This is a genomic window from Paenilisteria rustica, assembly GCF_013820765.1.
GTDB classification, from domain to species: Bacteria; Bacillota; Bacilli; order Lactobacillales; family Listeriaceae; genus Listeria_A; species Listeria_A rustica.
In genome coordinates this window covers 165,254-191,894 of the sequence record NZ_JABJVM010000003.1, presented here as the reverse complement: position 1 = coordinate 191,894, position 26,641 = coordinate 165,254, and the positions used below count along the sequence as shown (strand labels likewise).

Below are 26,641 nucleotides of genomic sequence, written 5' to 3'. Positions count from 1 at the left end.
TACTAACATATAATGATATTATTAAGCGAATTACGAAAAAAGTCATACTTGGAGTTTATTATGTCTTTTTTACTCGTTAAATAGTTAGGTAAATTTCGTGATTCCTCTAACAAATCCAATACACCCAATTAGATTTTCCTAGTTCTGACGCTTCATTCGTACTTGATAGAATATCTAATCTTTTCCCTATTCTTTCTCCCATGGTATCCGTTTATCCTTTCACATTCAACAGATGTCAATTTTCTAATCTTATTATTTATTTTAACAATATGGCTACTCCTATTTATTGATGCCTCACTTGCAAGCATTGTTCTGCCCGGTTTTTCTAACCCATCAGTTTCAGCCATCCCGTTTATTAGGATTTCATTCCATATACACCTACTAAAAAAAGCCCGCTTCCAATTTACAGGAGTCGAGCGTTCACATTTTAATATACCAACAACCTCGGCCAAAATCTCTTTATTTCAAGATTTCTTTTTTAGCCACTCATTTTTTACGTCTAACTTCTCTAAGGTAGCCACCGAAAATTAAAGCCAATAAAAACACTATCAGAAAAGTTTTTCCTTGATAAATTGTGTCCCCATTTTGATCAAAATAAGACCAAATCAGCAAAACTAAAAACAGCATACCAAAAACTTCAAAAGCTTCTCTTATTACTTTTTTCAATATATCTCCTCTCCAACCAGTATTCACTGTAAACCAGCGTTCCCAGTGAATACGCCTACAAGATAATTATAATCAAACCATATACCTCGTGTTACATACTTAGAAACTTTGAGCCCCGCAGCTCCACAAGCAATTTTTATAATGTCAGCCTCTATTTTTATACCACCTATAATGAAACCCAAAGCTACAGCATCTGAAACAGAACTAGCTTTTATTTTAATCCTAGCGTAATTCCAATGAAACGTAATGGAATTTACTCCTGCTCCTCTTAGCAGGACAGGGGTCAAAACCGTCTCGCTACCGTCTGTGTCTACTACAGAAGCTACTTCCGAGCCATCTTGTTTAATACTAGCTAATTGGATATTAGTTTGCTTAACATACTCTTCAACCGATGCCACTTTTTCAGCTGGGAATATATTTGCTATAGCGCTATCTACTACAAATTGCTTTGTGTTTATATCAAAAGAAATATAATTGTTAGCCGCTAATATATCTGCATCTGTTAACATTCCAACAGACGGTGCACTCACCTCTGTATTATTGTTGATTTCATCAGCATTTACAACAATAGCAGGTGCTAAAGATGCAAAAACTAACGATGTTGCTATAATAGGTGTTACTAATTTTACTGTGTTTTTATTCATATCTTCTTCCCCTTTTCTCTCTATTTGGAGCCACTAATAAACAAAACATTTCGTAGTTCCTTGTGCAAATTGTATATTTATGCTCTAGTAATGTCTAGCCTAAACCGTTCTATTTTCATACAAATTTTAGAAAGAAAGAGGGCTTGTCAAAAAAAAGACACGTTCCCGATAAATCACGTCTTTTTTACACGCTTTAATTCCAATGAATCCAACTTACTTTGAGTTTGGGCAATAAGGGGATTTATCGCTTTTTAAATCTAACTTGCACTTTTTTTGCACATTCACAAACAAATTTACGCGCAAAAAAAGCCACAACAGACATGATATCCGTTGAGGCTCTAAGATGGGTTGTGAGGGGATCGAACCCACGACCCGCTGATTAAGAGTTGAATTTGAGAATTATTATGAGTATAAATGTTGCTGTGATTTGGTTTTGATTGTGAAAATTAGTGGTTTTCACAAATAGTTTTATAGGTTTAGGAATTTTTGAGTATCTAATATCCAGAATGCTCATGATTTAAAACCTCTACAATGGCAAACTCCTCAGTTTGGACATATTTCTCAATAATTTTTCTCGATTTACAGAAATATAATTGATATCCGTACCTTCATTTCCTTTCTCATTATGAGTTAAGGTCATTATACCCTGCTCGGTAATGAAATCAAACTTGAGACTCCCTTTATTCGTCTTAGCGTTGATTGTCTGCTCAAGAACAACTGTCCCGTTAGACTTTTTCTCTCTTGGTTCAAGCTTGAGAGCATATTCAAGCTCGTCAGTTCGAATATTTATTAGATATACGTTTTTAGATGCAGTTTTGGAATCTTTTATGATTAAGTAGACATCTTTATATCCAGTATTCGTAGAAGTATTATAATTTAATACAGTTCTACATGTTGTTCTTTCCTTAAAGCCCTCTTTCTGAGTAACTCCTTGCAATCTGTAGATAGTCCCTTCATCAACCACACTGGCATCATCATAGCCATAAGCAAGATATATATCTTGAATATCCCCAGTTGCTATTAAACTAATATCAAGTATCGGTTTATAGGCATAAATAGTTTCTTCAAAATCTGATTTAGCTGACGTTCCTGGTCGTGCATTCAACTCATCAGTAGTAGTTTGTTCAATATGTTCAATTTCAACACCCATTAACTCGAAATCTGGATTTATAAATCTATCCTCAATAAAGCCCCAAGCTAAGATCGCTATAGCAACAGGTATGCTCCAAGCTATCAGCCTAACCATTCCTTTTTTAAACTCTTCACAAATCTTTTTCCAACCGCTTTTTGCGCAGTTATGAATTTTTCCCCATTTCCCGTTCTCACTCATATTAAACTCCTATCAGATAAGCCATTCGCATATTAATTTCTTTGTTCGGTAATCTTAGCCAAGAGTAGCAGTATTCAGCATATTTTTTCCCAATACTATCTTCTAATCATATCTATGAGGGTTGAGAAGTCCTTTGCAATCCAATACGTATTCTTTTCATCCGTCGATTCTTCAAATTGAAATGAGTCGTCCCAGTAATAAATACCTGCAAATTCGCCTTCGCAAATCATCACAATAATGCCCTGCATAAGGTCATCCCCAATGATTATCGAACCTTCCATCATATCGTCTTTTAGTTTTTCCATCCATATTTCTATGTTAGAAGAGCTATTGCCTGTATTTACTCCATATAACACATCAATATTGACACTTGAATTTACGCCCTCTATCCATACTTGGTTCCTGTCAGACTTATCTACTATGCCACCATTGGAGGTTTCTAGAAAAGCTATATAATCCGATGGTAGATTGATATCGTATCGCCTTCCCATAGCTTTTATATCTTCTGCTTGTGCCTTACCAAATTCTTTTATCACTACAAGTACCCACTATTCATCATTATCTCCATATAATTTATTCAAAAATGTTTTCAAATCCTCAGCAAGTAAAAACATATTATCCATTTCTGAATCAGATTCCATATCGTGTCGCCAAAAATAAACTTTTTCTTTGTACTCGCTCTTCTCTGTTCCTATGCAGATTTCGTTTCCAGCAGGATCGTCAGCAATAGAAATGAAACCATCTGGTATTTCACCATCCAATATTTCAAATGTCTCACCTAGATCCCCTGATTCTTCTCCAATACCATAAAATTTATTGACTAAGCTAATACCTTCATCATCTGATATTATAAAATTAGATTTTTCAGGGTATCCACCATTAAATTCAAGCAAGAAAGCCTTATATTCTTGTGGTAGGTGTAAACCATGCTTAGATTCAAATATTTCAATATCCTTAATGGTTATTTTTTTATTTTCACTGTTCATCTTAAACATTATTTCACGCTCCCATTTATTTTTCCATTTACAGCAGATTGTCCGCCAATATGCCTAAAATCTTTATGAATTTTCGCTTCAACAAGCTCCATTGTCCTCCCATCCTCATGATGGTGCCAAGTATATCCTATCGGTGGCTTACTCAATTCAGGAACAGGGGGTTCCGAATTCTTATCTAATTTGGCTTCAAGGTTTGCAGCCCTGAAATCGGCTTGAGGGTTCTTAGGCGACGCCACCTTTATCGTAACAGGCTCAACATTGGGGTGTCTGTAGTCTTTAAAGTCTGGATAACCATTCGGATACCTAACCGTCTGACCGTTCTTGTTAGTATAACTCCATGTGCCTTTACTATCGATAGCAATACTGCCACCTTTTTTAATCCATTTCTCTGGTACTGGTGAGTTCATTGGCTTCGTCGCCATGATTTTCTTACTAATATTTTTCATCTCTAAATCTTTGGTTGCTTTGATTTTCAAGTCACTTTGTATCTTGCTGAAACTGCTCTTCGGAACTTTAATACCTCTGCCTTTCATTGCAACAGCGCCGAGCAGTACTGCCGATATGATAGAAAAGCTTTGTGCCTTCGTGATTGGCTCGCCTGTGAGTAGATTGTATCCTTCCATTGCGGCTAACATATATTCCGTTTCAAAATCAATATCTGCATCTTCGACTTCACGCTTAATTGTACCATCTTTTAAGCCGTCATTGTAGGCAATTGTTGCTCTTGCAGATTCTTGATCTGTCACGCCATTCTTGCTTAAAACCCAGTAGCCACCCTCTAATGTCTTCGTGTAATCATCAAAGTTATATGTTTTCTTCGGCTTCTTCTCTGGTACTAGATGATTCAACCAGCCTAGTTGCATCTTACTGGAATCATACATATGTGTCGTGCCGTTGAACGCTTTTCCAGCTAGGATTTCATTCACGCCCGTCTTCACCTGATACATCCGCGATAAAACATCATGCATCACGTTCGTATGACTATGCTCAAAATCCAGATACCGTTCTAAAATCTTGATTTCTTCCTTGATTTGCATCATTGACGTTTCCAGCCCCAGCTTCATGCCTATCTGCTGCCCGAGGTTCAAGTTGCCCGTCATCGAATCCATCGCGTGCGTGAAGTCATCCAATAAATTCTCTGAGCGCCTAATTTCGGCATACAACGCTTCCAATTTATCCGAATCCAATCGCGAGTCAAAAGCATCATCTACTTGGGATTCAAAATCCTGCACATACTTCTTCAAAATCCGATCCGCTTCACTCAAACACTCAATCGTCGTGTCTACGATTGGATAGTGCACCGTTTCATAATAGTCTTTCGCACTATCGACAAACTCACCTTGGATCTCACCATCCGCCACTAACTTCGCGACGGCTTTTCGATAATCCCGCAATGCATCTCGTAATCGTTTACTTTCTCGTAAAAACTGTTCCACAAAATAGCGTACTTCCCCAATCTCAATCCGTGGCATGCGCATCAGCCTCCTTCGATGCAAATTTAGCTCGCTGGTGTGCGCGACGCGATTCCTGTATCAAATCATCCACGGCGTACATCTGTTTTTTCCACTTCTGCCATTCTTCTGTCATGGTCTCTTCGACGAGTCCTAATCGCTGCCGTGACCGGTTACCCTGCCACGCATCCTGAAAAGTATGTAACACATTTTCTTGTGCCCGTTTCGCTTTTGAAAATAGTTGCTCCAACTCTTCAAACTGCCGCTCTTTCTTGATTTGTTCTTTCCAAGCATCTTCTTCCCGTTGTCTTGGTTGCATTGCTATGTATCCCCCTTCTCTATTTTTTACTTTCCACCCATTCGATTCCTTTGTGTAGCATATCACCCAGCGCTTTTTCCGAGGCAACAAATGCCTTCTCCACATTTTTCAAATTCGCTGTATCTTTTTGAAACGCGGCGGGAGCGGATGCTGTCATTTGTGCAAACTCCATCGCGCCTTCTACCAATTGGCGAGCACTTCCCGTGGAATAAGATACACTCGGCTTTGGTTGTAGCTTTAAATTATTCGTCGTGGCTTGGATTGCACTCGCGTGTTCTGCTAATCGACCACTTGGTAACTGTATTTTCTTTGCCACTTGTTAGTCATTCCTTCCTTATTTTGGTGTTGACGAAAATATTATACCATACGCAATTCACAAAAAAATGCCCTATCCTTATGTCGTTCACCTTCCCATTTTGTATTACTTTACCTTTTAAATTAAGCTTATTTTATATTTACTTAAATTAATATCTATATTATTTTCCTTCATAATGTTGACGTAAATTTTCGGTATGCCACTCCAACTTCTATTCCACGCTGTGTCTAAATACTTCTCTGCATCATCAATAAGCATTGCATATCTAATTATGCTCACAAAATTAATATCTGATTTTGCTCCTTTTGAAGCTATTAAACTGTGTATAATCTCTACACTTGAATCAGAAAATAGCTCATCTAAATCCGAAAGAATTTCTATACCGTACAAATGTAGCTCCTTAAAAATTTTCTGACTACGTAAAGACCCCTCAGTCTTTTCAATTTCACCAAATTTACTTGATATATATTGATAAAGCGACTTAGAATCGATTGGAATGCTTAGATTCCCTCTATCGGCTTCTATCTTAATATTTTTACTATGTCGATCTATTTCATCTGATAAATTTTGAAATTCTCTATCGACCATTTCAAGTACACCAGCAGCCAAGCTAAAACGTCTACCTATTTCATTAGGTAATTTACCACCAAACTTGTATCCTTTATCATGTTCAATTTCTGCCCATGCATGTTGTAGTATAGTTCTAATTTGTATCTCAAATTTCAAATTTTTAAATACAGTATTTTCATTCAACACAAGCCTATCTTCACCATACTCAGCTATGTAATGAACAGATAAATAACCCACTTGATTTGCATCCATTTTGGCACTCTTATCTCCAGAGTTATCTTTGTCAACCCTAAAAGTTGAAGTAATTATCTCTCCAATTTTTTTTACATCTGCTAAAGTATATGCAATAATTCGTATGCCTACAATATCCATTGCCTCAGTGGGTTGGTTATAGCTTTTTCTCACACATTTTTCTAAAAAACTTTCTTTTGTTTTAAGCCGCCCCTCAATACTCTGGTAAGGTACTTCACTAGCATCCATATTACGCTCAATAATTTCCTGTATACTATTTTTAAATTTTAAATACAAATCTTTATTGTTTTCATACCATTTCGAGTTCGCATCCATAGCTATCAGCACTCCTTTTCCCATCTATAATCTACCACATATTTCAGCATTAACTTATGGCACCAGAGCAAGGTGGATTCTATTTTCGATAAGCAATTTGTGAATCATATTCTTTCCTTTTGATTTATTATCCATTGTCTCACCATACACATGTATTAATTTTTGTACCGAAGAAGCTAGTTCACTCTTCAATTGCTTTTCGCCACTCACTCCTCCAATATAATTCGAAAAATAAAACTTTAAATAAATTTCATTTTCGTAGATATTCAAGTAATCAAATATACTTTGAAAATACGAATAGTCAGCACTTCCTAACGAATGCCCATAGAATACCAAGTACCTAATATCTTTATTCACAATGCTTAGTGGTTCATTGTTATCCATCACTAATTTCCTAAATGTTTTAGTGAATGGGTATAATTTACTATTCGCATCCACATTGCTGTGATCGATTCCAAAAATAACATCCCCATGCAAAGATCCGTGAACATTTACTCTCTTGAATTTATTTGCAAAATCAACATGCGGAAACGAATTTGGCGTGTAGTTAAAATTCAATATCATGCCATCATTATCTTCTTCACAAATTTTCTCTAAAAGAAAGGACTTTGCTGATTCATAAGTAGCTCCTCTACTAGTAACTTCATTGTTTAAATAGCCCTTGAAACATTGCTCGTATTTTCGTAACTCCGTGATAAGAATTTCATCTAGACCTTTATTAACATAGACATTGCCGTTTAGACTATTTATTACACTTAAAAATATTGTGTATTTACTAATATACTTTATATTACTTTTTTCAATCAATTTATGTAATTCTTTGTAATATATATTTCCATGTAACGAGCCCCGTCCTTTTTCACTGATTTCGAAAAAATCATCTAGTGTATCTATTTTTTCTTCTGTATTAATTATTATTTCTGCCACGCGTTGGATAAGCGCCTCAATATTGCACCAATTTATATTTTGTCCCTTACCTTCTTCAAATATCATTACTAGATCCCAAAATGTTAACTGATTTAGTTCATCTCCCCACTCTTCTACTTCTATATGTCTCAATATAAGATTTGGGTCGCCCTTATACCTTATCAACAACTTACTATTTGATAGTATGTCCAAATCATAACAATCTTCTTGACAATTTAGCTTTAAAACATTTTCAACTCTATCCTTATAAAAATCGCTAAATCTCGATTTGAGCTTCGATTGAATATCAAAACCATTTCCTAGTACAATGAGTTGACTCATTAGTATCCCCCTATGCTATCACTTACAACAAATATTGAAAATTATACATACACAAGAAACCCCAATGTGTTAACTTGCTGGGGTCTCTATCAATCAAATATTTAGAGCATATTTAATCCTTTAATTATACTTTTCAAGATAATTTTGTCCCACTTCATTAAGGTCATCTATCAAGCCTTCCTTCCTACTGACTTCCTCCATCGATTCAAGTAGCTGAGAAAAACTCATTATGCCAGAATTATTAAATTCTATATCCCTCCTAAAAGCCCTTTTACCCCTATCCAAACTTTTCTTTATCGTCTTCAGTTCGCCCCATAATTTCCCTTCCACACCAATATCTAACTCATCATCGATACTAGTAATATACTCTATAGCACCACTTACACCTTTACCACTATTAGTGTTTTTATACATCAATGTAAGTTCATTAAAATCATTCAACCCACGATCATTAGCTGATTTTTCCAACTTCACTATCCTGTTATCTACATTTCCAGAATTAAGATCATGGTACACATATATCATATTAATCCGTTCAAAATTTTTAATCTCCTCTAAAAAATCTGGAAAAAGCACATCTGTCATTAAAATTGTTCTAGTTTGGGCGGTGATAGTATATTTGCTTTGTCCCGCATTAAAATTATCTACCACGTCATCGATAATTTGTCTTTTTTCAGCAAAATAAGATGGGACTGTATCCTTCTTAAACACTTTTTCATTATCCTTCTGCACCAAGAACAAACCTGTATTTAAATCTATATTAAAGTAAACCTTATTCAACTTCCCCTGATTAGGTGTAGTTACAAATTCTATCTCTCCACTGTCTTTATCTGCATACTCATCCACATCTCCATAAGTATATGTTATAAAATAACCATTTAAGAAACGCTCCTCTTCTTGCCAAACTTCTCCTAGTTCTATGTGCTCTTTTTTGCTTGTCGTTTCAATATTAATAACTTTTTCTTTCTTTGGTCTGCTCGCTAATCTTAAAAAAAATTCAGAAATCATCTTCTTGTAAAAGATAAAATCCTCAAATCCATCCCCATCTAGCATCGGAGTTTTTAAAGAATATGCATAAAATTTTACTTTTCGCTGTGACATATTAATGTCTCCCTTCTCGTAGTAGCCTAACAAACACTTATATTCATATAATAACAAAATCCTCCAACTATGTAAAGATCTGGAATGTTTGAAGACAAACAAATACATTTTGCTATTAAGCGAACTCCATACTCGACAGCCTTACAAATTTTATTATACCTACAAGAAAAGTAGATATATTATAATAGACCAGAGCGCACTATGCACAATATATGCAATTAATATCGCGAAAAAAGCCCTTAAACTGCATCTTACTTCGCAATTCAAGAGCTTTTAATGTATTACAAAAATCATATTAAACCTCAGTGTGTAATTACCTCACCATTATTTTCCTCATAATCAAGTTTCGCATCTTCTTTAGCATAAGTTTCTTGCTCAGACGACGCCTCTTTATAGCTGCCATCTGACATCTTCTTATAAATCGATTCATAGTTATTTTTACCAAATGTTAGATAAATATATTTACCATCATCCAACACCTTGATATCCGCTGTATCTCTATCCAACTCTTTCGCAATATCCGCCATATTATTAGATGACATGGATTGCTTGTCTTGTGCGATCACCGTATCAATCGCGTCATTATATTTACTTTCTCCACATGCTGTCAGCCCCATTAATATCACTACTACAATACCTAAAAACATCATTTTTCTCACGTTGTTTTCCCCCTCTTTATCAGTATATCACCTCATATTTTCGTTATCTATTATTTTCTATAAATTTGTCAAAATTAACACATTACTCACTAGCCATTGCTCTTTTTCTTTCACTAAGATAGTTTGGAGAAGTAATTTGCTGGTACTATCTATATTGTTTGCAGTGATTGTTAATTCGATAATATTCAGAAATTGCTTACTCTCTCCACTACCTTCTCTCTGATAGGAAGCCAAGCTTTGAATCGTGTTTTTGACGTATAATCTATCTGCATCTTGCTCATTTCCATCTGCACTCGGAAATGCCATCGCAAGCCCTTTGGCTGTTGTTCGTTTCTGGATCTGTTTTTGTTTCGTAGCTATAGGCTCATTGCTAAAAAGCAAACGGATAAATGCTTGATTTGCTTCCGTTGCCTGTCCACGGTCTTTTTCTTCTGCCTTTTTTTGCACGATGCGATCCTTTTCACCTTTCATTTCTACCACTTGCTCTTGGCTTTTGTGAACGCTATACACAGACACACCAACCACAAGTAGCAAAATCAAACTCATGCCTAATACCCACTTTCTCATGCTAGCACCCCTATTCTAGTTTAATACGCGCCCATAGCTATAAAAATGCGCCTTCCAATACCCTGTTGTTACAGAACTATACTCGATGCCTGAATCATTACTGTTATACATTTTTCCTCCACCAAGGTAAATACCTACATGTGTGATTAGTTTTCCCTCGTAAGTGCCTGAGAAGAACACTAAGTCCCCAGCTCTTGCTTCGGTTTCACTCACTCTTTTTGCTGTATTAAATTGCTCTTGTGCGGTTCTTGGTAATTGCACACCAGCCATTCGGTAACACCATGAAGTCAGACCTGAACAGTCAAAACCGCTCGCAGGACTTGCGCCTCCCCATACATATGGGTTGCCTTGATATTTCAGTGCTTCGTCCATGACTTTCTTAAAATTACCCGACGCTACAGTGGTTCCCCCCGCACTTGGGGTTACTTGTAAATATCGCATCACATGATCCACATAGGATGAATCGCCGTAAGATGCCCAGCCTAATTTGCTCGCTTGATAGCTACTAAAGGAGAGTGCCAGTTCCTTTGTATACGCGCCTCCACGCGCTTGCACATAATCAATAAAACCACCACCGTAGTTATACGATTGTAACGTCAATTTGATGTCGCCATGCGCTTTTTGAAAGACGTTTTTAAAATGTTGAATCCCAACATCGATACTTTTCTCAGGATCTAAAATACTATTCGGTGGTAGACCGATGCTTTCTGAACTCTGCATGACATCCAATACTCGTCCGCCAGATTCTTGCATCGAAAGTGCCATGATTACATTTAATTGTGCTGTCATTCCATATTTTTGCGCGTATTTTTCGAAAATGGGGCGGAATCGCTCAATTTCTGGCGCTAATCCTGTGGAACCATAGCTACTCGTTGTGGATTCCAGCATCGTGGATTCTTGTTCTCCATCGTCCCCAGTTCCTGCAAATACAGCCACAACCATCAAACATAAAAGTAACATTCCCAAGAAAGGGAGCAACGGCGCTCCCCATTTGATGATTCGTTTCCACAACATGTTAACCATCCCTCTTCTCTGGCGCTAGGTGCATTCGTTCCATGTCTGTTCCTGTTCTTTTTGCTTCTCTTGGCTCGATGGAAATGGGTGTTTTTTCTTGCGTTGGTGCTTCTGGAACCACTCGTTTCGGTACCACTTTTTGTACAGTTCTTGTGGGTTGCTCTACTCGAGGGGCTGTTCCTGCCTCTGGTGCTTTTCTTTGAGGCGTTCGTTCCACGGAAGAAGCCGTCACATTATCTATCTTAGAATCCGTAGGAATTGGCTTTTTATCTGACCCAGTTGTTCGTAATTGCGGGGCAGTTGCCGTTGTCGCTGGCGCTCCATCTTTGGGCTCGCCTTCGTGTACCACACTAATTTTAGTCCCATTGGATGTCCTGACAGCAGGTGTCTGTGTCTGTGGCGTACGTATTTCCGCTACGGGTTCCTCTTTTGCTGGTGTTGTCTGTTTTTGTGGTGTTCGATCTTCTGGTGGTGTATCTGGTGAAGTAGGTGCCTCTTTTCTGCCAGAGATTTTGGAGGCAATCCATCGTGAAGGCTGGATCATGGTCGCGTTCATCGTGGCTCCAGCAACATGCCCTGTTTTTTTCGCGGCTTCCCACGATGGCTGCACAACTTCTTGACGCACACGTTCAATCATTTTATTATCTACACTTTTTACTTTTCCAGCTGTGACAAACGAAATCGCCTTATCACGCTTGATGTATAGCAAAATTAATAAGCCCGCAGTTACAATCAGGTTTAATGCGTACATCCCAAATCCTAGTGGTGGAATCATCGTATCTACGATAAAACACATCAAATATACCAAAACCACTAGCAGACCAAGGATTGCCTTCACAACAAACACGGATATCAACCGTTTCAGCCCGACATACCCCGAATTTGCCATCCATGGAAGCCACGCCATGAAGAACATGATGGGGAGTAAAAAAGCAATCCCTAATGCGAGGAACTGTAGCAAAAAGCTAAAGAACGCCATCATCAAGAAAGGAATACCTAACGCAATCGCACCAATGAATCCAACGAAATTAACACCGAATTGCGTGTAGACATTTCCGTCCGCCATTTCTTCGTTGTGATAGTTCTTTATTTCCTCTTTCTCAATGTAAGTCGATTTAGCTTTTTCTCCATCACTTGTTAATTTATAACTCAACAAAGTATCGACCCGACTCAAACCTTTCTTATCTTTCACCACACTATTGATCTTCGCCTCATCCGTAGCCCCAAAGTTCGCGATTAAGAATGGTTTCTTCAACGCCATATCAAAATACACATTGCGCATAATCGCAACCGTTCCTTCGACCTCATTTCCGCTCTGAATCTTACTTGTATCGGCATAATTTCCCGAGCCACCAAACACATGTACAATTGTATTGCCTACACTCATCAACTTGCCTTGTGCCTCAATGGATAGGGAGTTCATCGTCTGCATCATATACCCTGCATTTAACATCCACCATCCGCCAATACCTATGACTAAAAGCATCATGAAAAATCGTTTGATGGCTTCTTTGGCACTTTGCTTCACAAAAAATAGGTAGGCGATATAACCCATTCCTAGAATAAAAAGCAACTGCCCAAAATTCGCTTTTAGTGTCTGGTACATTTTCGTGGATATCATTGTCAACTTATCCGCAAAGGTATCGATGGGTTTCAAGTTATACAGAACATCCATCCCTGTATCCACAATGTTCACAACCATCTGGGACAAGGACGCAAAAACATTCGCTAAACCGAGAAATGCACCTTTAATCTTGGAATCTGCGGCTTCATTATTTGCTTGGTATCTAGACAAAGGAAAACGTTTGATATGCAAGCTTACCCCCGCTTTTTTCACATCTTTTGGTTGTGTAACATTATTCGGGTCTTTCGCTGTTTTTTCTGCATTGGCTTGGTTGACATCGTTCAATGTAGCGGTTGGATCATCCGCTGCCAATGTCTGACTCGGGATTGCAAGGATAAAAAGACTCAATAGCGCTAGAAACAACCATTTCCGCTTTTTCATTTGGCATCTCCTTTCTGCTTAATCGATTTTTTGCAATAAAAAAAACGCATAAGCGCTTGTCTTCAAATCTTGCACCTGTAATTCTTTATGTTCTGGCACACGATCGTAGAGTTTAAAACAAATCACGGGTTGGTCTCTGCGTTGCCGAAAACGCTGACGGTTCACGGTCACAGGAATACCCAATAATGCGGATAGAAAAGTAGCTGTAGACGCGTGTCCGATATAGCTTTCCACATCTCCCACCCGAGCATACGCCCGTACCAGACACTTGGCTTCCATCAATGTCAGCTCTTTCGCTCGGTAACTGCCAGCACCTGTCATAACAAGACTATTTAATAAAGCCAGTTTCACAACCGAATCCTCCTCCCTACTTATAGATATCGTTCTTCTGCATATGCCACACTTGATTTCTCAATCGTGGCAAGCGCACCTTCCCATTCACTAAACAGACATTCCACGCTCATTTTAGCAGTACGTCCGTAGTAATCTTTGAATAAACACTGCCCTTGGAACATGCTCTCCAACATGTCCTCGTTCTCTTTCGTCGTCTCCATATTCATCCAACGCAGTACGTCTTTCCGTTCATTTGGCTCATCAAACGCAAATGCCATCCCGAAGTTCCCCGAATCCTCTTCGGTGAGTGCATCCTTCGTCGATTGCGAAATAAAGTACAGCGCATTATTGTAGGAACGCCCAACCCGACGCATACTCTTCTCTACCTTTTTGCCTTGTGGACTCGTGGTAATCATCCACGCTTCATCGATAAACTCGAGCGTCTTCTCCTCTTTATTTTGACCGAAAAGCTCGCAGAATTTACCGAGACAAAACATAATCGCACAGGACTTCAATTGACTATCCGTGTAGCTCGCAAATTCATCCGTTGCTTCTGGTAAATCTAAGTTCTCAATTTCGATAATGCTAATGCGCTCGGTCAACGAAAGCGCTGGATTCGAGCCATCATGAATCACTAATTTCAAGATAGAATCTGCCACGATTTCTTGTAAAAACGCGGCGGCTTCTTGTACCGCTTGATTGTCGGATGTCAACATCGTTTCAATGACATGGATCGAGCCCACCTGTTCTCCTGCCTGTTTTCGCTCAATCACAGATGTAATGGCTTTTAAAAAGGCAGTATGCACGACATCTTTCCCTTTGAAATCATAGACTTGTTGGAAAACCACTTGTAGCAGTTCTTTCGCTTCCATACTTGGCAAGAGTACAATCGGGTCTAAGGCACCCCAGTTCTCTTTCTCTCGGGCATCCATCGTGACATAATGTAATTTCTCCAGATGCGCCACAAATAAAGGAAACTCTTCTCGAATTTCTTTATTTTTGATGATTTTACGTATCCATTTCCGCATTTCCTTTTTCGGGTCGATGTAAAGACTCTTAATGTCTAGCATCGAGGAATATAAGAACAACATTTTCGCTAAAAAGGATTTCCCCGTCCCCGTATCTCCTGTGATAAGCACGTGCGGGCTACGGGTTTTGGAGCCTTTGATCTGCTGATTTGCCATGAAAGGATGATAGAGCACAAAATCACGACTCGACTGAATCGCGCTCTCCAGATCCGTATGCTCATTAAATCGATCAATCCAGCCAATATGGAAGCCAATTTTACTGCCCACTTCCGCATTCACCCCAAAACAACACTCGCCCAGCCCATCTTGCGTCGTTTTTTGAATCCAGTTTTTATCGGTTGCATCGAGTGTCGCACCAGGCAACATTTTATAAAACAGATACAATTGATCCGCAGCAGGCACCTGGCATTTGATTCCCGCTCCTTTGAGATGTCGCCGTACCATACTTGCCTTGCGTTGACATTCCTTTTTGCTATCACCTGTCACCACAATCGTTGCCAGCCAATTCATCATGTTGATGTTGTCTTGCTTCACATCTTCTTGCAGTTGCCTAATCATCTGTTCACTGCGTACGATCGCCGTATCCGCACGATCCCCAGACATATTCTGCTCCTTCTCCGTCTCGCGCAATTGTTGCTTTTTCATACCGAGTGATGTTTTCGTGACACTTTTCGACTCCGCATGCACTTTCATCCCCACTTCTACTGGAAATGGCAAGGACTGTGTTTCATAAAACAAATCCGATTCCGCCATGTTATCGAGAAACTCATCGACAACCAAAAAGGAAGTAAATCCCGTTTCAAAATTACTCGTCAAACGAAGCGTATCCATCCGTGTTGGATCAATCACCGTATTCGTAATCGCACCAACCGACCGATTTTCTTGCTCGATACCCACCTCATGTTCCAATCCACGAATAAAGTTATAGCGATTAAAATAAATCAAATCATCCTCGGTAATCCGTTGCCCTTGCACACTTGCTATCACTTGCGCCAGCGTTTCCTCCACTTCGGCATACTGTGCAAAAAACGCATCCGTCTTATGACGCTCGACGCCAAATAAATTCAAGATCGTATCTGTCGTGGTTGCCAATACCGATTGCACATTCTCTTTTAAATCGGCATCCAAACGAATCGCGCTCGTTTTCAGCTTCACACCAACTAGAAAATCATATTTCGTCAATCGTCCCAATCGTGCCTTCAAAATTCGCACTGCTTCGGAATTGTAATACCCCGCCAAATCTTCCGCATCTAAGGCAATATCCGCCTCCAATTCTCCAAAACGCGCTTCCAATTGATAATCCTGTGGGTACATACTCAAGTGAAAATCTTCATACTTCGTTATTTCCTCAAACAAGCGTCGCCATCTCGTTTTATAATTCGTCACGACATCCTTGTTCTGCATCGGTATCGACTGACTTTTGATGCGATAATACGCGAACACGTCGCCCTTCCTCGTTAACAGTAAATTCCCTTTGATTGCCTTCATCGGCGTTTTTAGTTGCATGCCTTTTCTCCACCACCCTCACTAATGTTCGAAATGTTATTTTCTTCTCGCGCAACAAATCGGTTGGTTCATCCTGACAAAACAGCTTCTTTTGCCATTTCACCGCCCATAAATATTTGCTGAGATCATATAAATACAAATAAATATTCTTCCCATCTGGCTTAATCTTGATGATAAGAAACGTCAGTCCCAAAGGAACACCTATCAAAAAGAAAAACCATGAATGAGAAAACGCATGAGGAAACCCCATGCGTCGGATACCATAACCCACAAAGAAAGTAAGCACGGCAAAAAGAATGAAATTAATCGCTGGTACTAGTTCAATCGCAAAAGGCAAGCTCACGTCATTGTATAGATGCCGAATCTGCTTCGGTTGTCGCATCGCTTTCCGATAATTAAATACCATCCGCATGAGATCGCCTCCTATAGCATTTTAAAAATACTCGTGACCCAACCCGTAATCAAGGTGAAATTCGTAATGGCAAAACCTACGGCACCTCCAGCAATCAAGACGACCACAATTTTCCCAATACTCATTTTGGCAAAGTTTTTAATCACTTGCCAAGCCACCAAAATAACAATCGCTTGCGTAAAAACGGTGAGTACCCAATGTTGAATGGAAGACAAAGTAGGTAATGCCCCTATAATAAAGTGTTCCATCTGTTAAAAACTCCTTTCATGGGACAGCTTCGTGACGAAGTACTGCCCCTCTTTTTTGATAATATCTATCGTGAACGACTCGGAAGTCGGGATTTGAACCGTTTTATCACGAAACTGCACGGTTGCTTGGACTTGGAAGCCATCTTCCCTTTTCACCACATACGTATCTGTCACCGCGTCAAAAGCTAACATGCCCGCTAGACTTTCTGGCGTTTTCATCATGTATGCCATGTCCGCTTTTGTTGCGGATGCATATTTAGAGAAGAAATCGATCACAAACGCATCAATCGCCTTCTTTTCGGTACCATCATATTCTGTAGGTGCTTCCGTTTTCTTTTGTACGATTTTCGTCTGCAACGTGTAGGTTTCCGTTAAATACGGCGCATCTTGGATGGCATAACCTCTCCCATTCGTCGTTACAGGAATATTCAGCAACGCTTCTTGGGTCACTGCCTGTGTGGCTCTGATGGTTCCCTTCACTTTTTTCGTTTTGCCTTTGCCATTTGGCACGACCTTCTCAACCACTTTCGTTATTGGCAACTCATTGACATAAACCACTTTGTACTGAAATAATGTGCCACCACGGATAGCCTGCGTATTATAGATTGTCGCCGCTGTTAAAGAACGATTACCTTTGATATCCTGCACGGAAAAATAGGACATCCTTTGTTCCGTACCTTCCGTCTGCACCATGTACGCGTCTAGTTGTTTTTCACGCACCTCTAACTTTTGCGAATCGTTGACTACCGTCATGTAGGTGCGTATAAACGGTGTTAAGAAATTCGTTCCCGCCACCACATTGATTCCTTTTGGACTGTCATTCGTCACTTTTGGTTGGGTCGCTTCTCGGTCTAAGACATTGACAACGGATCGCGTATTTAACGCCAAGAAAATCCCCAAAACACTGATGCCTAAAATCGTAAATAAAAGCAAGTACAACCAAAAAGCGAGTAACCTCGAATGATCCCGCTGTAATTTCCCACGTTGCTTCGTTGGGCGTTCTAATGTTTTCACACCAGCAACCAGCCGTTTCCACCAGCCTACTTTCTGTTTTTCTTCCACTACCATCGCTTCCTTTCCATAAAAAATAAGCCTGACAATGCACGGCTTTTTAGCAGTAATATTTAATATAGTTCCGATCGGCATTCCACGTTTGTAGTAAACGCTGATCGGTGATGTGCGTTGCATCCAAGGCTTTTCCTTCCTCGACAAGTTCTTCTAATCGCCGACGAAGCTCTTCAAAAAGTGCACCATTTAATTCATGCACACAATCACGCTGTAAATAATACACTTTATACGTCGTTTGCATCTTTATGCGCCTCCTCTTTTTTTATAATACCGTTGCCCCTCTTGCCACTTTAATACGTTCCTTACTTTCGCGAGCAACGCCAAAACGTCTCCCCCCTCATAGTACACATAATAGCGCGCTAGCATCTTCCCCGTTTGTTTTTTATACATTGCTTTATAGAAACTGTATTGTATTTTCACTGATAAAAGTTCCAATTTCCCTATTTCTGTCCGATCGTATTTTTTTATTTTTTTACGTTCAATCACCAACATGACATTTTTATCAATATCCTTAATAAAAATAGTCTCCGCATTCCCCACTTGAAATCCTAATGCTTTCATTTCTTTAGAGACCGTATGCATAGAATCATCACGACCCTTCACTAAATTGCTTGTATAGCATCTGATGGCACTTTATATACACCAAAACCATCCAGTATATAAATAAAAGCACCGTCAAACATGATGTCAAATACCTCATAATAGCCGTAAACTTCTAGTTGCATGTCTTCTACTTTTTCGATTAATTGTATCGTGTCTCCAATTTTCAACACCTTAATCACCTCATTTAGAGCATAAAAAAAGAGCCTAATAGCTCATTATTTATACTCGCTTAAACGAATTTTATTCATATGGCACATCCTAAATAATGCAGTGGAATAACGTTTGCTTCTTCCTCGGGTTCGCGTGAAGAAAAAACAAGTTCAAATGGCTCCCCAGAAAGAGAATCTTCTGCTGAAACAGTATAATGGCATTCAATTCCTTTCTTGTTTACGGATACGGCACACTCTGTTGCAAGTTCAATAATGGCACTTTCTAAAGAAACCTTGTCTACTACTTTTTTCGAATATCGCTCATAATCCATATAAAACTCAGCGCCATACGGTATATAAAATAACGGTGTACTCATCCATTTCTCCTCCTCTACATTTTTTTCACAAAATCATGCAACGATTATCATATCATGTACCTCAGCTGTTAATACTTTCAACATTGCCTCATGCTTATCTGACAACACGGCTTCCTCTATCATCGTTTCCAAGGTGGAATCTTTACCTAAAATCTCATCTGCCATCTGCACCAATTTCATAGATGCGGAAACCTGTGATTTCAGCCAGTACTCCGTCTTTCGATAAAACGCGGTTTCGGGTGCACTGGTCAATCTTAATGGTGCTATATCTTGTAATAACTGTTCCCAACCTTTCTTAGTTTGTTGCCATTTCCGCTTGTTGGTAGGCACTTTTTGAGCCTCGAATCTCAAGTATTCCATCAGAATGCCTTGACTTAAAAAAACGAAATTACGTGTCTCTAATAATTTTCGCAACGCTATATCCGCCCGTTCATCACGCAGCCGTATTTCATAACGATTCCAAAAACCGATATCCTCCACGTCTACATTTAATTTTTTAGCTTGCTCATGGTCTTTTTGATACATTGCAATATAGACGGCGCTTTTCTTGGAGCCAAAATAGAGCGTAACGCCTTCTACAGCACCTGTGCTTAAATTGCCTGAACCATGAAAATCATACGCTCTAAAATGGGAATCGATATAACCTAATTGTGCCTGCATCATGATTTCAGGAATTTCCAAATAGCCATGACGATCATCCATAGCAACATCTAATCGTGTAATTTTCCCACCTTCTTGTAAACATTGTTCCAAAAATGAAAACCAATCACGCCCCTGCGCTTGTAAAATACCTTCGAGTTGGCGACAACCTTGTCCACCAAGTTCAATCATGATGCCCCTGTTATCTGTAGGCGATGAATTATACACGCGAATTTGATCTAGCTGAAATAATTCTGCATAGCCAAATTTAGAACTGGCATCATTATAAAAATATGCTTTTTTAATTTGCACGACGGTTTCTAGGAAATGCTCGATATCATGACGTTTGAATGTCATTCGAAAATAATCTAGTTTGCCACTAATGGGCTCTGTGGGTCCATATTCCACTTAAATCAACCTCCATTTCCAATGGGCTCTATCTATTGGCGCGCTAAGTCGCAACGCTGTTTCTATGTCTTCCTCTACCCCCCTGTTAGTAGTGGGGGGTTCTCACTCCATTTCGCGCGTGCCCCTACGTTGCCACTGGCTCCCGCTGGTCGCCGACGTGGCACGCGCGAAATGGGGTTTACTACTAACGCCTTTCACTAACGCTCCAGTTGTTGGCATACAAATCTTAGCACGGTATTATTCCAAACCTAAGCTAATCTTTGCATGTTTATGCTTCAACTCCCAATCACCATATAATATCGCTATTATCCCCATGTAAAATTATGTTATGATTATTGTAAAATTCTAAGGGGTTTTCATCATGAATGATTTCGTTAAATCTATAAGCAATATTTTCACAAAAAACGCTTTTCATGTCTACATAACAGGCTATATTATTCTTTTAATTGCATGGCTATTACCAAAAAAATTAACATCCGCTTTCAAATTTTTATATAGTTTGCTTCCTAACTTCGCCATTGACTATTTAAATAATCTGCATATTTCGCAACAAAATATCGATGATTTTTACTTCATACTATCCACTATCGTCTGTATTACCAGCCTATGGATAGCATTTAACTTCTTCACCTCACCCTACACAAATACAGTTGTGCATGATATCCATTATTTTTTCTTTTTCATACAAGGAACTGTTACATTAGCCATCTATCTATATAATAAACTTTTTCTACACCATAATTATTTCAACTTCTTACACCCATTAAATTGGGCAGACTGGGCTATTTATGGAGCATTATTAATGCATTTCTCTGTATTCATAATACTGTTTGCCTCTAGATTTATTTTGATAAAACCAAAGACAAAATAATCACCGATAAAACCAAGATACTCGCCAGTAAGATATACAAAGTAATAAACAAGTACAATTTAGATATCTTGCTTTTTCCTTTCTTTGAAATTAAATCCCTAATAGACAGCACAATCATTAAAATTAAACTTCCGATAATAAATAGTAACTGCTGTATCACTGCATTTCACCCACTGTAGAACTCAAATTCCGAAACTCATCCAAAAAATCATACTCAGGATTCACATACGGACTATAAAACTCGGAAATAACGCCTTTCCCAGCATCCACATACCCAAAGCCTTTAACCGTCTTAAATCCCAACTGCTTATCCACATCACCAAACATCATGCGATAACCAATGTCAGAATTGCTTCCCAACGCCACACGAAAATTAAACTGATCGCGGATACCACCACCGAGATATTCCGTGTCGGGTCGTTGCAAGCCAACAATTAAGAAGAAGCCCGCTTGCCGACCTAGCATCACAATTTGTTTCAAGTTTGAGATATATTCGCTTTTCTCCTTCATATCCAGCATTTCAATAAAAGAAGCTAGTTCGTCCATAATCAGAAACTGTGGTCGTAAACCCAAGGCACGATAATTATTCCCTGTACGGTAATTCTCCATCTGCTTCATCTCACCAGATCGCGCAAGCATTTCTTCTTTAAACACCCGCGTCGCCATGAGTATCCCACCTTTTTGCGAATACACAGAAGGAAAAATACCATCTAAATCCGCCAGATCTGCATTCTTGGGATCACAAATTTTCATATCTTCTTTTCGACAAGCCCCATTCAACAGACCTTTAATGATTGACAGAATAAAAATCGATTTCCCTGCGCCTGTTCCACCTGAAATCAGCATGTGGGGCAATTTATCAAAATCCCAAATCACGCGTGTCATGAGTGCCAGCTTCCCTGCTTTCGATACCAAATCTTGAATCGTCAAACGATCTCGTGAAATACCATAGATGAATTGATAACAAACAAAACCTTCCTCATCAATCACCTTGTCCAAATCACAATAGAGCGTTTTTTCTAATGTTTTCGTAAACGTCAAAAACGTATCTTGATACTTCCGCCCATCTAGTGGAAACCGAATACGAATCATTTTATCTTTCGTCACTTCGTAATAGATTTTCGGGAAGTATGTCACACGCTCTTTCGTCACCATTTTTCTTGCCTTTGCTTGATTTCCTAATGAAAAATCCCACATCTGCTCCTTCTCTACTTGTTTGGTCTCCATATCAAATAAACCACGGTCAATCACAAATACCGCAATCATCTGCCGTTGCTTCATAAATAAATACCGCTCAAAAAAGATAATCTTACATAAAAATGGACACGCTAATCCCATCAAGATGCTACCCAGCACCACCAATAAGAAATGCTTATACTGAATAGCTTGTACATAACGCTGTATCTCTTCCCAGCCCGTACTAGTTGATAGTTCTGGAAACGGATAGGCTGGCAAAATTGGTACCAACCACAAGCCTAAAGCCAGAGCAATCAAAAAAGCAGAGATAAAAAGACTTATCCCTGCTCGACGAAGAAGATAACGGGTTTCATAATGAATCCGCGTGCCACGATGTTGGTAAATGTGCTTTGCTATAAATGCTTTCATCGCTTATGCCTCCGTTTTACTTTTGTTTTCCTTCTTCAGGTTTCGCGTTTTCAGGTGGTTTCGACTTATTCCCGCCTGAAACGGGTGTGATGCTCCCAGCTTCAATTTTATAGTTAACCATCAAATTCCCAGATACAGAATAAGAAGTAAACGGAACAATTGCCACACCTTCTAATTTCACTTCAGTTAGATACGGCAGATCCACACGCTCACCTGTTGGTGGCAAGAAAACATTCAAAATATCATTTTGCGCTTCACTTTTCACGCCATATCGATAAGCTTTAATCGCACCTGTATATTCCCCTTCAATGGCTTCCATTTGCTCCCCATCTTCTCCTAAAAACAATAGCTTCCCAAATGTTTTTTCCACATCAATTTTGTCACTCGTTAACGGATTTTGTTTATTAATACGAATTGTCATTTTCCATTCCTCCTATTTTTTAAACTGCTTCCAATGTATCAACTTTGACGACCCAGTTAATAATACCGCCACCGTCAGATCGTTGCGCCAATCCCTCTACGACAGGGTTTACCAATCGAACCGTTTGATCGTGTTCCAAAACTGGTACCACGGCATCTACAGGTACAAAAACGTCCAAGCCACCTGCATGTTTTTGCCCATATAAGAAATAGCAATGATGTGTTACCTTCCGATTTCGTCCCGTGCCTGTCGTTAAATCATTCATTTCTTTCCTACTACTAAAAGCCAATGTGCCAAATTCCGATTCCTTTAAACAAAAATTTTGTAATGTCATATTCTCTCCTACTTTCTTTTTTGTAATGAAAAAAGGCACCACATTGTGATACCTTTCCGCTTCCTATACAATTTCTAAAATCACACCGTCACCCGTATCATAGTAGCAACCTTCCAATTCCAAATCTCTACCCATGCCTTCATAATCGATATGCTGTTGAATGATATCAGGCACGCCACGTAAATAGCCATTTTCTTCGATAAAATCATATGCCACATCGGTCATGGAGTTGCATTCCTCATGCACGCAAATACTATCCAAGCTTTCTAGCGCTTCCAAGATTTCTGGGTACCAGCCTTCTTCGACAAGATCCCCAGCATATTTGACAACGGGATTTCCCGACTCTCGATCATAGGCTTCTGCAATTTCATTGAGCTTATCCAGAGATTCATATTCCTTAATCTCAAACGGCGCAACGAAATCATGAATCGCAAATTCCTCATACCGCACACCATCTAACCCAATCTTGTCTGCAACTTCGTCCGTATCGACTGGCAATGTAAACCATGCGCCTTGCGAAATACCTTCCGTATACTTACCAAGATTCACGAGGTATACCTGTATGTCCTCCATACACATTTACCACCTTTCGTCTGAATATGCTTCGTCAAACGCCTCTACAAATTCCTCAAATTTATCTTCCAAAATCAGACTTTCTAAAGCCCTGTAATGAGAACGAATCCGCCCATCTGGTGTTTCTAAATAATCCACATAACTCGCTTTCACCTCTGTTTGTATGCGATCCCACACAAAGATAAAAAATCGAGCATCATCAAAGTGCAGCTCTAACCAATTATCGCGAAAGCCCTCTGCAAATGCTTCGTAGGGAATGTGTTTTTCTTCCGCTTTTGCTTTCTTCTTAAACATCACCGTCACCGCCTATCCATATCCATCACAGCAAACCATGCGCAGCTCTTGCCTCGTTAAAATCAGATCGATACCCATCTAATCGATTCGCTATACAAACAGCCGCTTCTCTTGCACACACAAGACTAGCAAAATAAAAAGCATCTTCCCCAGCCTCATAGCTTTCCAACGTTTGAGTATACAACCGCTCAATATATGACACCTCTTGCCGAACCACATAAGCAAGAAAATTGTCGTCCTCGTTTGTTAAAGCTATCAATTCTTCGATGTAGATTTCAATAAAACGATCTAACGCGTAAAAACGACGATGAATGGTAAGCTCGTATAATTCATTTTCAATATGCATCATAGCTTCTTCTCCCGCACCATAAAGGACGTCTAATTCACTTGGTTCACGCCCATTTTCGCGAATCCCCTCTAGATAAGCAAACATGCGTCGCACAGCTTCTCGCTCTATTTCTCGCACATCCATATCCGATAAAGTCGGGTAATCCCGTTTAAAGAAAGCACCGATATCCACAGCATTTTCATAAATCAAGTCATCCATAAGAGCCATTTTCCACGCCCCCAATCCATAAAAAATAGCCTCTGCACGATTACAAAGGCTATCTCATTTTTTCTTACTATCTTTTATTCTCGTTGCGACCACCCAGAATACAGAAAACCTTCCCCATCTTCTTGCGCGTAAAAAATAAAAGAAACCGCCTTACCATCACGCGCATCCGAAGCAGATAATCCATAAACAAATGCATCGTCCCCATAACCAGATTGTTGATCGAGACCTTGTTCTTGCGACGCTTGATGCAAGCTCTCTACCACTTGCTCTTCTGTACAATGCTGGTTCGCCATAAATTGATAATCTGCTATAAAATACGCTAGCTTATGAAAAGTCACCATCTATCATCCGAAATCACACATGCTACATTCATATTCGGATATCACCTCTCAAAAAATCATTTTCCGCTCGGTTCTTGTATCCGTCATCGCGCTTATCAACTGCTCTCCACTTCCATAGATCCCCGCAGTATATAGTAGGTTAATTATAACCATCAGATTGCTTTCACCAGTGCAATCTTGGCACACGCTCATTCCAGCCTGCTACAGTTTCGTTTATCAAGTGGCAACTGCATTCACTCGAAATCGCACGTGACATTTCGGATCATTTGCGCTACAATAAAAGTGTCGAAGTTTTATCGGAGCGTCCTGATCTATCAGGGCGTTTCTTTTTTTGTATAGCCATCTATCACTATACAAATATGTAATTGTCAAAGAACAGCCTTACCATCATTTTCGATTCTGTCATTCGGGTTGCCCTTGGTGGTCTAACCTCACACCAAGCAATCATTGTAGAATCGCTGTCACATCACGGTGATATACCCCGTAATTCTTACAGATACGTCGATAAGAAACTCCTTTTTGCAAAAGACGGTGAATAGTATCCTTAGAAAAAGGAAGCCCTAGTAAGTGGTCTATCGTCACACTACGCAATGCTATACTCATTCTAATATTCCAATCACCTTCCATTTTCCGAGCCAATGGAACAGCCTTCTTCATCAAATCATGCGTTTGCTTGTAATTCATGCTGATCGTCCTCTCCTAAATCAGAAAAACCATATACTTTTTTGAAATACAGTTCGTTCACCTTGCCACTCTTCACTCGGTAACCTTTTTGCACTAGTTCTGCATTTAATTTTCGAATAATATCATATGCACCTGAAACACTAATTCCCATTAATTTCGCGACTTCCTTAGCATTTAAAAATTTCAAATTTAACACCTCACCCATGTAACTTTTAGTTTCATTCGTTCTATTTTGTAACCTATGAGTACATTATATAATAAATAATTGTACTTGTAAAGGACATTTTAATATTTATTTTCTATTAAGCGACAAAAAGTAGTTCTCTTTGGTTTTCCCCATACGTTTAATATAGAATGTAAATGTACCCTAAAGTAAAGAAAAGGAGCTATTCCCATGGCTAACATTATAGGAGAAAGAATAAAAAAACTTCGCAAAGAAAAAAAGCTCACACAAACTGAATTAGCCAAACAAATAAACCTCACTCATGTCTCAATCTCAGGATATGAACGCGGCACTCGTCTGCCTGATACTGAAACATTAGGCAAACTTTCTGATGTATTAGAGACAACGACTGATTATTTGCTAGGAAGAACAAACAATCCTACATCTGGTGAAAAAGATAATGTCTCTGTTCATTATTTCGAAAAAGAAAATTTAACAGATGAAGATTTAGAGTACATCGAAACTATGATAGAAGCTTTGAAAAGAAAAACTAGAGACAAAAATAAATAAATCCCT

Annotated in this window: 35 protein-coding genes; 1 reads left to right on the top strand and 34 read right to left on the bottom strand. The window is 39.1% G+C overall.

Translation table 11 applies throughout. The features are described from left to right. Positions 1-486: 486 nt before the first annotated feature. From HPK16_RS04440 to HPK16_RS04275, 34 genes are all read right to left on the bottom strand, one after another. Positions 487-666, bottom strand: coding sequence for a hypothetical protein (locus tag HPK16_RS04440; protein ID WP_181675806.1), 180 nt, complete (start codon positions 664-666; stop codon positions 487-489). A 23-nt stretch (positions 667-689) separates the two neighbouring features. Further along, on the bottom strand, positions 690-1,310 hold the full coding sequence (locus HPK16_RS04435; protein ID WP_181675805.1) for a hypothetical protein: 621 nt from the start codon (positions 1,308-1,310) through the stop codon (positions 690-692). A 526-nt stretch (positions 1,311-1,836) separates the two neighbouring features. Next, positions 1,837-2,640, bottom strand: coding sequence for a hypothetical protein (locus HPK16_RS04430; protein ID WP_181675804.1), 804 nt, complete (start codon positions 2,638-2,640; stop codon positions 1,837-1,839). Between the two features lie 95 nt (positions 2,641-2,735). Beyond that, a complete protein-coding gene (locus HPK16_RS04425) occupies positions 2,736-3,176 on the bottom strand; it encodes an SMI1/KNR4 family protein (RefSeq protein WP_343064796.1) in 441 nt (146 codons plus the stop codon). Between the two features lie 12 nt (positions 3,177-3,188). Then, complete coding sequence (locus HPK16_RS04420; RefSeq protein WP_181675803.1) at positions 3,189-3,635, bottom strand: SMI1/KNR4 family protein; 447 nt, start codon at positions 3,633-3,635, stop codon at positions 3,189-3,191. After that, positions 3,635-5,107 carry a T7SS effector LXG polymorphic toxin gene (locus tag HPK16_RS04415; RefSeq protein WP_181675802.1) on the bottom strand — a complete coding sequence of 491 codons (1,473 nt, stop codon included), beginning with the start codon at positions 5,105-5,107 and terminating at the stop codon, positions 3,635-3,637. Before HPK16_RS04415 ends, HPK16_RS04420 begins: the two co-directional genes overlap by 1 nt. Further along, the gene (locus tag HPK16_RS04410) at positions 5,094-5,405 is read right to left on the bottom strand and encodes a hypothetical protein (protein ID WP_181675801.1); all 312 of its coding nucleotides are present in this window, start codon (positions 5,403-5,405) and stop codon (positions 5,094-5,096) included. Before HPK16_RS04410 ends, HPK16_RS04415 begins: the two co-directional genes overlap by 14 nt. 19 nt (positions 5,406-5,424) lie before the next feature. Beyond that, entirely contained in the window at positions 5,425-5,721 is a 297-nt protein-coding gene (locus tag HPK16_RS04405) for a hypothetical protein (protein WP_181675800.1), read from the bottom strand. A 117-nt stretch (positions 5,722-5,838) separates the two neighbouring features. Then, a complete protein-coding gene (locus HPK16_RS04400; RefSeq protein ID WP_181675799.1) occupies positions 5,839-6,858 on the bottom strand; it encodes a GTP pyrophosphokinase in 1,020 nt (339 codons plus the stop codon). 54 nt (positions 6,859-6,912) lie between these two features. Further along, positions 6,913-8,106: an AbiH family protein gene (locus tag HPK16_RS04395; RefSeq protein ID WP_181675798.1), complete on the bottom strand. Its 1,194-nt coding sequence runs from the start codon at positions 8,104-8,106 to the stop codon at positions 6,913-6,915. Positions 8,107-8,226: 120 nt separating this feature from the next. Then, entirely contained in the window at positions 8,227-9,207 is a 981-nt protein-coding gene (locus HPK16_RS04390; protein ID WP_181675797.1) for a hypothetical protein, read from the bottom strand. A 302-nt stretch (positions 9,208-9,509) separates the two neighbouring features. Continuing rightward, positions 9,510-9,866, bottom strand: coding sequence for a hypothetical protein (locus tag HPK16_RS04385; RefSeq protein ID WP_181675796.1), 357 nt, complete (start codon positions 9,864-9,866; stop codon positions 9,510-9,512). 57 nt (positions 9,867-9,923) lie between these two features. Beyond that, on the bottom strand, positions 9,924-10,433 hold the full coding sequence (locus tag HPK16_RS04380) for a hypothetical protein (RefSeq protein ID WP_181675795.1): 510 nt from the start codon (positions 10,431-10,433) through the stop codon (positions 9,924-9,926). A 15-nt stretch (positions 10,434-10,448) separates the two neighbouring features. Continuing rightward, positions 10,449-11,447: a bifunctional lytic transglycosylase/C40 family peptidase gene (locus tag HPK16_RS04375; protein WP_181675794.1), complete on the bottom strand. Its 999-nt coding sequence runs from the start codon at positions 11,445-11,447 to the stop codon at positions 10,449-10,451. Position 11,448: 1 nt separating this feature from the next. Next, on the bottom strand, positions 11,449-13,452 hold the full coding sequence (locus HPK16_RS04370; RefSeq protein ID WP_181675793.1) for a CD3337/EF1877 family mobilome membrane protein: 2,004 nt from the start codon (positions 13,450-13,452) through the stop codon (positions 11,449-11,451). 18 nt (positions 13,453-13,470) lie between these two features. Beyond that, entirely contained in the window at positions 13,471-13,803 is a 333-nt protein-coding gene (locus tag HPK16_RS04365) for an STIV orfB116 family protein (RefSeq protein WP_181675792.1), read from the bottom strand. 20 nt (positions 13,804-13,823) lie between these two features. After that, on the bottom strand, positions 13,824-16,301 hold the full coding sequence (locus HPK16_RS04360; RefSeq protein ID WP_246369269.1) for an ATP-binding protein: 2,478 nt from the start codon (positions 16,299-16,301) through the stop codon (positions 13,824-13,826). Next, entirely contained in the window at positions 16,186-16,731 is a 546-nt protein-coding gene (locus HPK16_RS04355) for a conjugal transfer protein (protein ID WP_246369246.1), read from the bottom strand. Before HPK16_RS04355 ends, HPK16_RS04360 begins: the two co-directional genes overlap by 116 nt. An 11-nt stretch (positions 16,732-16,742) precedes the next feature. After that, positions 16,743-16,979, bottom strand: a complete 237-nt coding sequence (locus HPK16_RS04350; protein ID WP_181675790.1) for a TcpD family membrane protein — start codon at positions 16,977-16,979, stop codon at positions 16,743-16,745. A gap of 3 nt (positions 16,980-16,982) precedes the next feature. Continuing rightward, the gene (locus HPK16_RS04345) at positions 16,983-18,041 is read right to left on the bottom strand and encodes a conjugal transfer protein (RefSeq protein ID WP_181675789.1); all 1,059 of its coding nucleotides are present in this window, start codon (positions 18,039-18,041) and stop codon (positions 16,983-16,985) included. 49 nt (positions 18,042-18,090) lie between these two features. Next, positions 18,091-18,288, bottom strand: coding sequence for a hypothetical protein (locus HPK16_RS04340; RefSeq protein WP_181675788.1), 198 nt, complete (start codon positions 18,286-18,288; stop codon positions 18,091-18,093). Positions 18,289-18,290: 2 nt separating this feature from the next. Next, positions 18,291-18,629 carry a hypothetical protein gene (locus tag HPK16_RS04335; RefSeq protein ID WP_181675787.1) on the bottom strand — a complete coding sequence of 113 codons (339 nt, stop codon included), beginning with the start codon at positions 18,627-18,629 and terminating at the stop codon, positions 18,291-18,293. 20 nt (positions 18,630-18,649) lie between these two features. Further along, positions 18,650-18,820, bottom strand: a complete 171-nt coding sequence (locus HPK16_RS04330; protein WP_181675786.1) for a hypothetical protein — start codon at positions 18,818-18,820, stop codon at positions 18,650-18,652. A 74-nt stretch (positions 18,821-18,894) separates the two neighbouring features. Continuing rightward, entirely contained in the window at positions 18,895-19,176 is a 282-nt protein-coding gene (locus HPK16_RS04325; RefSeq protein WP_181675785.1) for a hypothetical protein, read from the bottom strand. 33 nt (positions 19,177-19,209) lie between these two features. Continuing rightward, on the bottom strand, positions 19,210-20,223 hold the full coding sequence (locus HPK16_RS04320; RefSeq protein ID WP_181675784.1) for a replication initiation factor domain-containing protein: 1,014 nt from the start codon (positions 20,221-20,223) through the stop codon (positions 19,210-19,212). 1,027 nt (positions 20,224-21,250) lie between these two features. Beyond that, positions 21,251-22,699, bottom strand: coding sequence for a cell division protein FtsK (locus tag HPK16_RS04315; protein ID WP_181675783.1), 1,449 nt, complete (start codon positions 22,697-22,699; stop codon positions 21,251-21,253). A 16-nt stretch (positions 22,700-22,715) separates the two neighbouring features. Beyond that, entirely contained in the window at positions 22,716-23,120 is a 405-nt protein-coding gene (locus tag HPK16_RS04310; protein ID WP_181675782.1) for a DUF961 family protein, read from the bottom strand. A 19-nt stretch (positions 23,121-23,139) separates the two neighbouring features. Next, a complete protein-coding gene (locus tag HPK16_RS04305) occupies positions 23,140-23,454 on the bottom strand; it encodes a DUF961 family protein (protein ID WP_181675781.1) in 315 nt (104 codons plus the stop codon). Positions 23,455-23,517: 63 nt separating this feature from the next. Then, the gene (locus HPK16_RS04300; RefSeq protein ID WP_181675780.1) at positions 23,518-24,027 is read right to left on the bottom strand and encodes an antirestriction protein ArdA; all 510 of its coding nucleotides are present in this window, start codon (positions 24,025-24,027) and stop codon (positions 23,518-23,520) included. A 6-nt stretch (positions 24,028-24,033) separates the two neighbouring features. Then, positions 24,034-24,321 carry a hypothetical protein gene (locus HPK16_RS04295; RefSeq protein ID WP_181675779.1) on the bottom strand — a complete coding sequence of 96 codons (288 nt, stop codon included), beginning with the start codon at positions 24,319-24,321 and terminating at the stop codon, positions 24,034-24,036. Positions 24,322-24,346: 25 nt separating this feature from the next. Beyond that, positions 24,347-24,877 carry a hypothetical protein gene (locus tag HPK16_RS04290; RefSeq protein WP_181675778.1) on the bottom strand — a complete coding sequence of 177 codons (531 nt, stop codon included), beginning with the start codon at positions 24,875-24,877 and terminating at the stop codon, positions 24,347-24,349. A 74-nt stretch (positions 24,878-24,951) separates the two neighbouring features. Further along, positions 24,952-25,170, bottom strand: a complete 219-nt coding sequence (locus HPK16_RS04285) for a hypothetical protein (protein ID WP_181675777.1) — start codon at positions 25,168-25,170, stop codon at positions 24,952-24,954. Between the two features lie 492 nt (positions 25,171-25,662). Then, positions 25,663-25,902 carry a hypothetical protein gene (locus HPK16_RS04280; RefSeq protein ID WP_246369244.1) on the bottom strand — a complete coding sequence of 80 codons (240 nt, stop codon included), beginning with the start codon at positions 25,900-25,902 and terminating at the stop codon, positions 25,663-25,665. Then, the gene (locus tag HPK16_RS04275; protein ID WP_220132251.1) at positions 25,880-26,089 is read right to left on the bottom strand and encodes a DNA-binding protein; all 210 of its coding nucleotides are present in this window, start codon (positions 26,087-26,089) and stop codon (positions 25,880-25,882) included. The genes HPK16_RS04280 and HPK16_RS04275 overlap by 23 nt, the downstream gene beginning before the upstream one ends. 207 nt (positions 26,090-26,296) lie before the next feature. Between HPK16_RS04275 and HPK16_RS04270 the strand changes: the two genes are divergently transcribed. Continuing rightward, entirely contained in the window at positions 26,297-26,635 is a 339-nt protein-coding gene (locus HPK16_RS04270) for a helix-turn-helix domain-containing protein (RefSeq protein WP_181675775.1), read from the top strand. Positions 26,636-26,641 lie beyond the last annotated feature (6 nt).